Source organism: Streptomyces yamdrokensis, assembly GCF_053890455.1.
Genome location: NZ_CM132679.1, coordinates 7,011,167 through 7,023,596 on the forward strand (window position 1 = coordinate 7,011,167; position 12,430 = coordinate 7,023,596).

Consider the following 12,430-nt stretch of genomic DNA (forward strand, 5'->3'; position numbering starts at 1 on the left):
TGCGCCGGCTTCCGCGCGCCGGACGGGTTCGCGGTTCCCGGCTCCGCTCGCATGTCCACGGTCCGTCAGACGCCCCCTTCTGCACACGAGTTGACCGTTGTACCGTCCGCGCATGCCGATACGCACGCGCTTCACGACCTGGAGACCGCTCGTGACGGTGGCCCTGGCCGCCCTGACGGCCACGCTGCTCACCCCCACGACGGCGACCGCGGCGAGCACCGCGCCGCGCGAGAGCCTGCCCGTCCACTCCTACGACGACGCGATCCGCGAGGCCGTCTGGGTGGACACCGGACTCGACGGGGACGGCGACGGACGGACCGACCGGGTCGCCGTCGACATCGTCCGCCCCGCCGAACCCGCGCAGCGGGGCCGAAAGGTCCCCGTCATCATGGACGCCAGCCCGTACTACTCCTGCTGCGGGCGCGGCAACGAGAGCGAGCGCAAGACGTACGACGCGAACGGCGACGTCGTACGGATGCCGCTGTTCTACGACAACTACTTCGTGCCGCGCGGCTACGCCGTCGTCGGCGTCGACCTGGCCGGCACCAGCCGCTCCGACGGCTGCGTGGACGTCGGCGGCCGCTCCGACATCCGGTCCGCGAAGGCGGTCGTCGACTGGCTGAACGGCCGCGGCACCGCCTACACCACCCGCACCGGCGCCGAGCGGGCCGACGCCGGCTGGACCAACGGCCGCACCGGCATGATCGGCAAGAGCTGGGACGGCACCATCGCCAACGGTGTCGCCGCCACCGGCGTCGAGGGCCTCGAGACGATCGTGCCGATCGCCGCCATCTCCTCCTGGTACGACTACTACTTCAGCAAGGGCGCCCCGCTCTACGACTCCGGCCCCGACTGGCTGTCGAACTACGTGGAGAGCCCGGACGCCCGCGCCCGGTGCGGGGCCGTCCAGCGCGAGCTCGTCGACGGCGCCCCGCGCACCGGCGACCTGACGCCGCTGTGGACCGAACGCGACTACGCGCGCGCCGCGAAGAAGGTGAAGGCCAGCGTCTTCCTCGTACACGGCATGCAGGACCTCAACGTGCGGATGCAGCACGTCGGCCCGTGGTGGGACGCCCTCGCGAAGAACGGAGTCGACCGCAAGATCTGGCTCTCCCAGACCGGACACGTCGACCCGTTCGACTTCCGCCGCGCCGACTGGGTCGACACCCTGCACCGCTGGTTCGACCACGAACTCCTCGGCCTCGACAACGGGATCGACCGCGAGCCCATGGCCGACATCGAGCGCGCGCCCGGCCAGTGGGCGACCTCGGAGAGCTGGCCGCCGCGCGGCACCCGCGCCGCGACCCTGCGTCCCGCCCACGGCACCGAGGACGGCGTCGGCACACTGGGCCTGCGCAAGGGCCGCGGCACCGAGACGTTCACCGACGACCCGAGCCTCGACGAGACCGACTGGGCGGCCGGTGTCGACACATCGACACCGGACAAGGCCGGCTTCGTCACCGTGCCCCTCTCCCGTGACCTGCGGGTGTCCGGTGCCTCCGAGGCCACCGTCACCGTGACCCCCAGCACCCCCACGGCACACCTGTCCGCGGTCCTCGTCGACCTCGGTCCCGACACCATCCGCGACTACGCCGCCGCGGGCGAGGGGATCACCACCCGCACCGACCGCACCTGCTGGGGCGCGAGCACCGAGGGCGACAGCTCCTGCTACCGGGAGACCGATGCCACGACCGCCGACGTCGGTCACACGATCGTCAGCCGGGGCTGGGCCGACCTGGGCAACCACGCCTCCGACGGCAAGGGCGCCCCGCTCTCCCCGGGCAAGCGCTACACCATCACCCTCGACCTGGCCGCCACCGACCACGTCGTCCCCGAGGGCCACCGTCTCGCCCTGATCGTCGCGGGCACGGCCCGTGGCCTGATCGACCCACCGGCGGACACCCCCACCCTCGCCGTCGACCTCGCCCGGACCTCCGTGCGCGTCCCGTTCACCGGCGGAACCGCCGCCTTCGCCCGCGCCACCGCGGACGCGCCCACCTGGTCCGGGCACGCTTTTGGTGCCACCGTCCGCGACGGCGTACGACCTCCGCACACCGTCCAGCGCGTTCCGGGAGAAGGAGGAGGTACGTCCGGAACCGGATGAACCACGCGCCGCCGGTCACGGCCTCGCGCACGAGCGATCAGCGACTCGGGCGGACGGTGATCACTTCGATCGCCATCCGCCCGTCGGTTGACAGGAACGTGACCGCTGGAGAGGTGAGTTTTGCGCCAGAGGTGGTAGGGGCATGGCTGGGGGAGTGATCCTCCGGCCAACGGCTCGATGAAAGGTGCCGCCTGTGACGAAGGACCAGCACAGCGACAAGGAGCATACGGCGGGCCCTCTGCCAGGCTCGGAAACGGGCCTGGCGGGCCGTGAGAGGCCTCGGACCGACCGGGTGGTGTTCGGTGTCACGGCGGTGCTCACCGTCGCGTTCGTCGTCTGGGGCGCCACCGCGACCGATTCGCTCGAGAACGTCTCGAGCAGCGCGCTCTCGAGTCTGATGCACAACGGCGGCTGGGCGTTCATGCTGGCCGCCTCCGGCTTCGTCGTCTTCGCCCTCTGGCTCGCGGCCAGCCGTTACGGCCGGATCCATCTCGGCGCCGAGGGCGAGGAACCCGAGTTCCGCACCGTGTCGTGGGTCGCGATGATGTTCAGCGCGGGCATGGGAATCGGTCTGATGTTCTACGGCGTCAGTGAGCCGCTGGCGCACTACGTCACGGCGCCGCCCGGCACCGACCCGGCCGACTCGGGCGAGCGCATGGAACTGGCCATGGCGACCACGCTCTTCCACTGGACGCTCCACCCGTGGGCGATCTACGCCGTGGTCGGCCTCGCCATCGCCTACAGCACCTTCCGCAGGCGCCGCCGGCAGACCATCAGCGCCGTCTTCACCCCGCTCATCGGATCGAAGCACGCCAACGGGAACACCGGACGAGCCATCGACATCCTCGCCATCGTGGCGACCATCTTCGGCTCGGCGGCCTCACTGGGACTCGGCGCGCTGCAGATCGGCTCCGGCATGCAGGAGCTGGAGTGGATGGACGAGGTGAGCACGGGGCTTCTCGTCGGCATCATCGCGGTGCTCACGGTCGCGTTCGTCGCCTCCGCGGTCTCGGGCGTGGAGAAGGGCATCCAGTGGCTGTCCAACACCAACATGGTGCTCGCCCTGGTGCTCGCCCTGTTCGTGTTCGTGGTCGGTCCCGCGGTCCTCGTCCTCGACCTGCTGCCCACCTCGGTCTTCGGCTACCTGGGTGAACTGCCCCAGATGGCCGGCCGTACGGAGGCCAGCACCGGCGAGGGAGTGGCGGACTGGCTGGGCAGCTGGACCGTCTTCTACTGGGCGTGGTGGATCTCCTGGACGCCGTTCGTCGGCATGTTCATCGCCCGTATCAGCCGGGGCCGTACGATCCGTCAGTTCATCGGCGGAGTCATCCTCGTGCCCAGCACGGTCAGCCTGGTCTGGTTCGCGGTCTTCGGCGGCTCCGCGATGAGGCTCCAGGAGCAGGGCCGGCTCGGTGACGAGTCGACGGCCGAGGGACAGCTGTTCGCGGTGCTCCAGGAGTACCCCCTCGCCACGGCGGCGAGCCTCCTGGTGATGATCCTCGTCGGCATCTTCTTCGTCTCCGGCGCCGACGCCGCCTCGGTCGTGATGGGCACGCTCTCACAGAAGGGGGCGCTCGAACCGGGACGCCTGGTGGTGGTGTTCTGGGGCGTGGTCACCGGAGCGGTCGCCGCGATCATGCTGCTGGTGGGCAGCGGCTCCGGCGACGCGCTGACCGGCCTGCAGAACATCACGATCCTCGCGGCGGCCCCGTTCGTCGTCGTGATGATCCTGATGTGCGTGGCGCTCATGCGCGACCTGCGCCGGGACCCGGTCATCGTGCGCAGGGAGGTGGGGTCCGAGGCGGTCGACCTGGCCGTCATCGCGGGGCACACGAAGTACGACGGGGAATTCGAACTCCGTATCGGACCCGGGGCCGGTACGGACGTGGAGGGGGATCCGGTCGGCAAGCACTACGAGGCATCGACCAAGCCCTGACCGCCGGCAGCCGCTTTGGCCGTCACCGGCCGTTTCCGGAGCCGCCCCGCCGCCTCTCACCCCAGGGCGAGCTCCGCCGCCTCCCGCGCGCAACCCCAGGCCACGGTGACACCCGCGCCCCCGTGACCGTAGTTGTGCACCAGCCTCCGCCCGTCCGGGAGCGGCTCGCGTCCGAGGCGGACGGTGTCCCGGACGGGCCGCAGTCCCACCCGGTGCTCCAGGATCCGCGCCCCCGCGACCAGTGGCCGCAGCGCCGCGCACCGCCGCACGATCGCCTCGGCCTGAGCGGGGTCCGGCTCCAGGGACCAGTCGTCCTCCTGCGCCGTACCGCCCAGCACCAGCCGCCCCGGCTGCGGGAGGACGTACGCCGTCGCCCCGTCGGCGCCCGTGGAGACCGTCCAGGTACGGATCCCCGGGTTCTCCACCACGACCAGCTGCCCCCGCACCGGACGCACCGCGGGATCGGGCACCAGGTCGCGCGCCCCCAGCCCCGAGCAGTTCACCACGACCGGGGCGTCCGCCTGAGCGAGGTCCGTCACCGCGCGTTCCTCCACCACTCCGCCCGCGGCCACGAACCGCTCCCGCAGCCAGGGCAGATGGGCCGACATGTCGACGAGCGGCAGCCGGGCCCACACGCCCGGCCCCGACGGGTGCTCCTCCGCGCTCGACACCCGCAGCCCCGGCAGCCGCGCGGCGGCCCAGGCGCCGACCTCGTCCAGCGTGGTCCCGCCCAGTACCCCTTCGACCATCCGTACGCCGGTGACCTCCGGCCGCGCCGCCAGCTTCTCGTACACGTCCAGCGAACTCAGCGCCCACGCGTGCGCCGACACCACCGGCTCGATCCGGTACGGCCACCACAGCGCCCCGGCAACCGCCGAGGTGGTCCGCCCGACCGGGTCGCGCGTCCACAGCCGTACCCGTGCGCCCCGCTCGGCGAGGACGACGGCCGTCGTCAGTCCGACGACCCCGCCGCCGATCACACGGACATCGAAGACCGGTTCGGTTTCCATGCGGGGACGTTAGCGGAATATGTCATGCAGTGCTCAGGTCCGTCCCGCTGCGGGAATACTCACAGCATGTCTGCCGAGTACGCGACCTTCGGCCTGACACCGGCGATCCGTGCCGGTGGCCTCCTCCCCGGCGGCGACCACCAGGTCCACCGGGACTTCGTCGACTTCGTCGTCGACGGACGCCCGCTGCTGTTCCGCCTCTGTGACCTCGACGCCGTCTCCCCGCTCGCCTCCGACGTCCCGCCCGCCATCTTCACCGCCCAGGTCCGCAGCCTGCTCCTGGAGACCGGGGCACCGCTGCCGTCCGGCCGGTACATCGTCTACGGCTGCCCCGACTGCGAGGACCTCGGCTGCGGTGCGGTGACCACCGCCATCGAGCGGGACGGCGAGGACTACATCTGGCGGGACTTCGCCTGGCAGACCGACGAACACGCCGACCTGGAACGCAACGGGTATCACGGCCTGGGCCCGTTCCGCTTCCGCGGCGCCGACTACCGCACGGCCCTCGCCGCCCTGCTGGCCGACGGCGCCCCGGGCACCCGCCGCCGCGTCCTGCTGATCGGCGCCCGCGTCGCCCTGCCGGCCAGGCTCGCCGCGGCCCTGCGCACCATCGGCGTCGGCGCCGACATCGCCCACGACGCCGACGGCGTCCCCGCCGACGAACTGCGCGGCTACGCCGCCGTCGTCTTCGACCGGTCGGTCAACCCCGCCGAACGTGCCGCCGTACGCGCGGCCTTCGCCGCCGCCGGCGTCGACGTGCCCTGCGTCGACGGCCACGCCCCGATCGTCCCGCTGCTCGTCGCCCAGACCGAGCACGCCCTGGACCGCAGCCCGCCCGGACAGCGCCGCCTGACCGTGCTGACCGCCCCCGCCTCCTCGGCCTCGGCGGGTGCCGACGCGGAGGTCGAGGTCACCGCGTCGTGCCGGGTGCGACTCACCGCGTACCGCCTCGACCGCCTGACCCGCAGCCACACCCGCGACGTCTTCGACGGCGTCCTGGAACCGGGCCGCCACCGCATCCCCCTGGACCCGAGGACGGTCAGGGGCGAGTCCTACCTGGTGGCCCGCACCGCCGGGGCGGTCCTGACGACGGCGGTACGGCGGTGAGGGCCGGGAGGCGGGCCGGGGCGGGGAGCGCGTACGGGGAGACGCACGCGGAGCCGTCCGGGCAGGCGCGGCGGTCGCGGGAGCGCCGGAAACCGGGTGTCCGGGGGGTGACGCGCGAAGGCTAGGATCGGCGGTCTGATGACTGCCACCCTCGTCGCCAAGAACCTCTCCGCCGGCCATGGCGACCGCTCCCTGTTCAGCGGCCTCGACCTCGTCGTCGCCCCCGGCGACGTGATCGGCCTGGTCGGTGCCAACGGCGCCGGCAAGTCCACGCTGCTGCGCCTGCTCGCCGGGCTCACCGCGCCGGAACAGGGCGAGCTGCGGCTCTCCCCGCCCACGGCGAGTGTGGGCCACCTCCCGCAGGAGCCGGAGCGCCGGCCCGGCGAGAGCGTCCGGGACTTCCTGGCCCGCCGCACCGGCGTCGCCGAGGCCCAGCGGACGATGGACGAGGCGACACAGGCCCTGGTCGACGGGGCGCCCGGCGCCGACGACGCGTACGCGGACGCCCTGGAGCGCTGGCTGGCCCTGGGCGGCGCGGACCTCGACGAACGCGCCGAGGAGGTCACCTCGTCGCTCGGGCTGAGGATCGGCCAGGACCAGCCGATGACCGCCCTGTCCGGCGGCCAGGCGGCCCGCGTCGGCCTCGCCTCCCTCCTCCTGTCCCGCTACGACGTCTTTCTCCTCGACGAACCGACCAACGACCTGGACCTGGACGGCCTGGAGCGCCTCGAACGCTTCGTCAAAGGTCTGCGCGCCGGCACGGTCGTGGTCAGCCACGACCGCGAGTTCCTCACACGCACCGTCACCAAGGTCCTCGAACTCGATCTCGCCCAGCGGCAGATCAACCTCTACGGCGGCGGCTACGCGGCCTATCTGGAGGAACGGGAGGTGGCCCGCCGGCACGCCCGCGACGAGTACGAGGAGTACGACGACAAGAGGTCCGCGCTCCAGGACCGGGCCCGGACGCAACGCTCCTGGATGGACAAGGGCGTGAAGAACGCACGTCGCAAGGCGGGCAACGACAACGACAAGATCGGCCGCAAGTTCCGCAGCGAGGCCAGTGAGAAGCAGGCCGCCAAGGCCCGCCAGACCCAGCGCATGATCGAACGCCTCGACGTGGTCGAGGAGCCGCGCAAGGAGTGGGAGCTGCGCATGGAGATCGCGGCGGCCCCGCGCTCCGGCGCGGTGGTGGCGACGCTGCGGGACGCCGAGGTGCGGCGCGGCGACTTCGTGCTCGGGCCGGTCACCCTGCAGATCGACTGGGCGGACCGGGTCGCCGTCACGGGCGCCAACGGTGCCGGGAAGTCGACCCTGCTGGGCGCCCTGCTGGGCCGCGTCCCGGTCGACGTCGGGCACGCCGCGCTGGGCTCGGGCGTGCTGCTCGGTGAGGTCGACCAGGCCCGTGCGCTGTTCCACGGCACCGAAGCGCTGCTCGACGCCTTCCGCGCCGGGGTCCCGGACACCGAACCGGCCGAGATCCGCACCCTGCTGGCCAAGTTCGGCCTCAAGGCGGACCATGTGATGCGTCCGGCGGTCACCCTCTCACCGGGCGAACGCACCCGCGCCGCCCTCGCCCTCCTCCAGGGCCGGGGCGTCAACCTCCTCGTCCTCGACGAGCCGACCAACCACCTCGACCTGCCCGCCATCGAGCAGCTGGAGGGTGCCCTCGACTCCTACGAGGGCACCCTCCTCCTCGTCACCCACGACCGGCGCATGCTCGACGCGGTCCACGTCACCCGCCGTCTGGAAGTGGCCGACGGCAAGGTCACCGAACACTGACCGGGTACGGACGAGCCCTGACCGGGCCCTGACCAGGACGCCGCCGAACAGCCCGACGGCCCGGCCCCTCGCACACAGCGGAGCAACCGGGCCGTCGGCCGACGCGACACCTAGCGCTTGCCCTTCTTCGGGTCGGCCAGCCCCGCCCGGCGCAGGGCGTCGGCCATCGCGCCGTTCGCCGGTGCGGGTGCCTGACGCGCGCCGCCGTTTCCGCGACCGCCGCCGCCACCACCATTACCACCACGGCCCTGCCCCTGCCCCTGGCGCTGCTGCGGCGGGCGCCCGCCGCCGCGCTGCCGGCGCCCGCCGGGAGCCGCCTCGGTCTGCTCCGCCGCCTCGTCGTCCAGCCGCAGGGTCAGCGAGATCCGCTTGCGCGGAATGTCGATGTCGAGGACCTTCACCTTGACGATGTCGCCCGGCTTCACCACGTCCCGAGGGTCCTTGACGAACGTCTTCGACATGGCGGAGACATGTACCAGGCCGTCCTGGTGGACGCCGATGTCGACGAACGCGCCGAAGGCCGCCACGTTCGTCACCACCCCCTCCAGGACCATCCCAGAGGAGAGGTCGGAGATCTTCTCCACGCCCTCCTTGAAGGCGGCGGTCCTGAAGGCCGGTCGCGGGTCGCGCCCCGGCTTCTCCAGCTCCTTGAGAATGTCCGAGACGGTCGGCAGACCGAACGTCTCGTCCACGAAGTCCTGCGGCCTCAGCGAGCGCAGCACCCCCGCGTTGCCCACCAGGGAGGCGACCTCCTCGCCGGACTTCTGCACCATGCGCCGGACCACCGGATAGGCCTCCGGGTGCACGCTGGAGGCGTCCAGCGGGTCATCGCCGCGGATCCGCAGGAAGCCCGCGCACTGCTCGTACGCCTTGGGGCCGAGCCTCGGCACCTTCTTCAGTTCGCCGCGGGACCCGAACGGCCCGTTGCTGTCCCGGTGGGAGACGATGTTCTCGGCGAGCCCGGAGGTGATGCCGGAGACCCGGGCGAGCAGCGGCGCGGACGCCGTGTTGGCATCCACCCCCACGCCGTTCACGCAGTCCTCCACCACCGCGTCCAGCGAGCGCGACAGCTTCACCTCGGACAGGTCGTGCTGGTACTGGCCGACGCCGATCGACTTCGGATCGATCTTCACCAGCTCCGCCAGCGGGTCCTGGAGCCGGCGCGCGATCGACACCGCCCCGCGCAGCGACACATCCATGTCGGGCAGCTCCTGCGAGGCGAACGCGGACGCCGAGTACACCGAGGCGCCCGCCTCGGACACCATCACCTTCGTCAGCTTCAGCTCGGGGTGACGGGTGATGAGATCGCCGGCCAGCCTGTCGGTCTCGCGGGACGCCGTACCGTTGCCGATCGCGATCAGCTCGACGGCGTGCTCCTTCGCGAGCCGGGCCAGCTTGGCGATCGACTCGTCCCACCGGTTCGCCGGGACGTGCGGATGGATCACGTCGGTGGCGACGGCCTTGCCCGTCGCGTCCACCACGGCGACCTTCACCCCCGTACGGAAGCCGGGGTCGAGGCCGAGGGTCGCGCGGGTGCCGGCCGGAGCGGCGAGCAGCAGGTCGCGCAGATTCGCCGCGAACACCCGCACCGCCTCGTCCTCGGCCGCCGTGCGCAGCCTCAGCCGCAGGTCGATCCCGAGATGTACCAGGATGCGCGTGCGCCACGCCCAGCGGACCGTGTCCAGCAGCCACTTGTCGGCCGGACGGCCCTGGTCGGCGATTCCGAACCGGTGGGCCACCGTACCCTCGTAGGAGGACGGGCCCTGTGTCGCCTCCTCCGGCTCCAGGACGAGGTCCAGGACCTCCTCCTTCTCGCCGCGCAGCATCGCCAGGATCCGGTGCGAGGGCAGCTCGGTGAACGGCTCGGCGAAGTCGAAGTAGTCGGAGAACTTGGCGCCCGCCTCCTCCTTGCCCTCGCGCACCTTGGCGGCGAGCCGCCCGCGCACCCACATGCGCTCCCGCAGCTCGCCGATGAGGTCCGCGTCCTCCGAGAACCGCTCGGTGAGGACGGCCCGCGCGCCGTCCAGGGCGGCCTGCGCATCGGCGACACCCTTGTCGGCGTCCACGAACGCGGCGGCCGCGGCGAGGGGCTCGACGCCCGGATCCCCGAGCAGCCCGTCCGCCAGCGGCTCGAGCCCCGCCTCGCGCGCGATCTGCGCCTTGGTACGCCGCTTCGGCTTGTACGGCAGGTAGACGTCCTCCAGGCGTGCCTTGGTCTGCGCGCCCCGGATCCGTGCCTGAAGCTCCTCGGTGAGCTTGCCCTGCTCGCGCACCGAGTCCAGGATCGCCGTACGACGCTCCTCGAGCTCCCGCAGATAGCGCAGCCGCTCCTCGAGCGTGCGCAACTGCGCATCGTCGAGCATCTCGGTGGCTTCCTTGCGGTAGCGGGCGATGAAGGGCACCGTGGAACCGCCGTCGAGCAGTTCCACGGCGGCCCTGACCTGCCGCTCCTGTACGCCGAGCTCCTCGGCGATCCTGCCTTCGATGGACCCTTGGAGGGGTGTCGTCACGATCCCGTACCGCCTTCTTCGCTGAGGTTGCGCGGCAATTGTGGCAGGTGGTGCCGACAATCGGGGATCAGGGCGGCGACTCGCGGAGCCCCGGTGCGCGCCGGGTCAGGCGCGCCGGCCCCGCCCCGCGGACGAGGCGCCCCCGAACAGCCGGGCCAGCGCCCGGAACGGCAGGGTCACGACGGTGGCGGCGGCGCCGCCGATCTGACGCAGAACATCCGCGATGGCACGCAAAACGATCTCCTCCTTCGGTTCACCGTCCGTCCCGGGCCGGAACGGGCGGTGACCTACGGGTACCTCGTCAACGCTTCAACATGCCTGTCCGCCGCGTACGTCGTGTCCTACCCGCGTCCCGGCGGGGTCCAGCCGAACCGGGGCGGCCTGCGTTCGAGGAAGGCGGCGACTCCTTCCGCCGTGTCGCCGGTGCCGCGCGCCTGACCGCTCCAGTGGGCGTCCCGGTCGGTGCGTCCGTTCGCGAACTCCTTCGCCGCCGCCTGCGTCAGCCGCGAACGCGAGACCAGGGTCGCGGTGAACTCCGCGACCCGCCGGTCCAGTCCGTCCACGGGCAGCACCTCGTCGACCAGCCCCGTACGCAGCGCCCGTGCGGTGTCGATCAACTGGCCGGAGAACAACAGGTACTTGGCGGTGGCCGGCCCCACCAGCGACACCAACCGCCGGGTGGAGGAGGCCGGGTAGACGATCCCGAGCCGGGCCGGGGTCACCCCGAAGACCGCCCCCTCCTGCGCGAACCGCAGATCGCAGGCCGCCGCCAGCTGTGCCCCGCCGCCGACACAGTGGCCCCGGACCGCCGCGAGCGTCGGTTTGGGGAAGACGGCCAGCGCCTCCTCGGCCGCCACGGCGAGCAGCTGCGCCTCCTGCGGCGACCCCTTGAGCGTGGAGATGTCGGCCCCGGCGCAGAAGGTTCCGCCCTCGCCGGTGAGCACCAGCGCCCGCACCCCGGCGTCCTCTGCCAGCGTGTCGAGCAGCGGCGGCAGCGCACGCCACATCGCGGTCGTCATGGCGTTGCGCTTCGCCGAATGGCGGATGACGACCGTGGCGACCGAGTCGGTGACGCTGTGCGACAGCTGCGGCTCCATGCGCCGGATGCTATCCACCCCGGTCGGAGTGCCGACCGGCGGGAGCGTGCGGGGCGTTACGCGACACCGGGAGCAGGGGAGGAGGGGAGAGAGCGGACAACGAGGAGGCAGTCATGGCCAAATCCACCAAACCGCGTAGCGAGGCGGCCAAACTGAAGAGCGGCTTCGGCCGGCTCGCCGCGCTCGGCGTGATCCTGGTCGTCGCCGGCCTCTTCGGTCTCGTCTACACCGGCGTCGCGACTCTGACGACGATGGTGCTGTTCGGCTGGCTGCTGCTGATCGGCGGTGCGGTCTCGCTGCTGCACGCGGTCCAGGCCCGGCACACCAGCTTCTTCTGGCTCGCCGTGATCGTCGCGGCGCTGAACATCGCGGCCGGCGTGGTGGTCCTGCGCACACCGGAGGCGGCGGCCGAGGCACTGACCATGTTCGCCGCGCTGCTGTTCCTCACCGGCGGACTGTTCCGTCTGGTGGGCAGCATGGTGGTTCGCGGGCCGCAGTTCGGTGTGACGCTCCTGCAGGGCGTCCTCGGCCTCCTGCTCGGCATCCTGGTCCTGGCCACCTGGCCGGGCAGCAGTCAGTACGTGATCGGCACCTTCCTCTCGCTCACCCTGCTCTTCGACGGGCTGGGGCTGATCGCCACCGGCTACGGCGGGCGCAGGATCGTGGGCATGGTCTCCGACCGGCTGACGGGCCCGGAGGAGGCGGGGCCCCATGCCAAACCCGTACAACCCGAATAGTGCGCCGACACGACACAGAGCGGACAGAAACAGTGCCGCAAGCGACGAAAACGTAAGCCAACGGCCAGAAACGCTCGATATCCGCTGACTTCTGTTCAGGGCTTCGGTGGGGCGCGCATAGTTACCAACACTCGACGTGTGGTGACAATC

At 71.9% G+C, this 12,430-nt stretch carries 9 protein-coding genes; 5 read left to right on the forward strand and 4 right to left on the reverse strand.

Translation table 11 applies throughout. The features are described from left to right. Window positions 1–112: 112 nt before the first annotated feature. Together ACWZEH_RS30960 and ACWZEH_RS30965 are read left to right on the forward strand one after the other, a co-directional pair. Complete coding sequence (locus ACWZEH_RS30960; protein WP_456194365.1) at window positions 113–2,104, forward strand: Xaa-Pro dipeptidyl-peptidase; 1,992 nt, start codon at window positions 113–115, stop codon at window positions 2,102–2,104. Between the two features lie 193 nt (window positions 2,105–2,297). After that, a complete protein-coding gene (locus ACWZEH_RS30965) occupies window positions 2,298–4,040 on the forward strand; it encodes a BCCT family transporter (RefSeq protein ID WP_456194366.1) in 1,743 nt (580 codons plus the stop codon). A gap of 56 nt (window positions 4,041–4,096) precedes the next feature. On the opposite strand, the gene ACWZEH_RS30970 is transcribed toward ACWZEH_RS30965, so the two are convergent. Then, window positions 4,097–5,050 carry an FAD-dependent oxidoreductase gene (locus tag ACWZEH_RS30970; protein ID WP_456194367.1) on the reverse strand — a complete coding sequence of 318 codons (954 nt, stop codon included), beginning with the start codon at window positions 5,048–5,050 and terminating at the stop codon, window positions 4,097–4,099. A 66-nt stretch (window positions 5,051–5,116) separates the two neighbouring features. On the opposite strand from ACWZEH_RS30970, the gene ACWZEH_RS30975 reads away from it, so the two are divergent. Beyond that, the gene (locus ACWZEH_RS30975) at window positions 5,117–6,157 is read left to right on the forward strand and encodes an oxidoreductase (protein WP_456194368.1); all 1,041 of its coding nucleotides are present in this window, start codon (window positions 5,117–5,119) and stop codon (window positions 6,155–6,157) included. A 138-nt stretch (window positions 6,158–6,295) separates the two neighbouring features. Further along, window positions 6,296–7,936 (forward strand): ABC-F family ATP-binding cassette domain-containing protein, encoded by a 1,641-nt coding sequence (locus ACWZEH_RS30980; protein WP_456194369.1) that lies wholly within the window; start codon window positions 6,296–6,298, stop codon window positions 7,934–7,936. A 110-nt stretch (window positions 7,937–8,046) separates the two neighbouring features. Here ACWZEH_RS30980 and ACWZEH_RS30985 read toward each other — a convergent pair whose 3' ends face one another. The 3 genes from ACWZEH_RS30985 to ACWZEH_RS30995 form a co-directional block, all read right to left on the reverse strand. Continuing rightward, a complete protein-coding gene (locus tag ACWZEH_RS30985) occupies window positions 8,047–10,446 on the reverse strand; it encodes a Tex family protein (RefSeq protein ID WP_456194370.1) in 2,400 nt (799 codons plus the stop codon). Window positions 10,447–10,551: 105 nt separating this feature from the next. Beyond that, complete coding sequence (locus tag ACWZEH_RS30990) at window positions 10,552–10,686, reverse strand: LPFR motif small protein (RefSeq protein ID WP_384019428.1); 135 nt, start codon at window positions 10,684–10,686, stop codon at window positions 10,552–10,554. Window positions 10,687–10,787: 101 nt separating this feature from the next. Beyond that, window positions 10,788–11,543 carry an enoyl-CoA hydratase/isomerase family protein gene (locus tag ACWZEH_RS30995; protein ID WP_456194371.1) on the reverse strand — a complete coding sequence of 252 codons (756 nt, stop codon included), beginning with the start codon at window positions 11,541–11,543 and terminating at the stop codon, window positions 10,788–10,790. Window positions 11,544–11,656: 113 nt separating this feature from the next. Here ACWZEH_RS30995 and ACWZEH_RS31000 point away from each other — a divergent pair, with 113 nt between their 5' ends. Beyond that, on the forward strand, window positions 11,657–12,280 hold the full coding sequence (locus ACWZEH_RS31000) for an HdeD family acid-resistance protein (RefSeq protein WP_456194372.1): 624 nt from the start codon (window positions 11,657–11,659) through the stop codon (window positions 12,278–12,280). The last annotated feature ends 150 nt before the right edge of the window (window positions 12,281–12,430 follow it).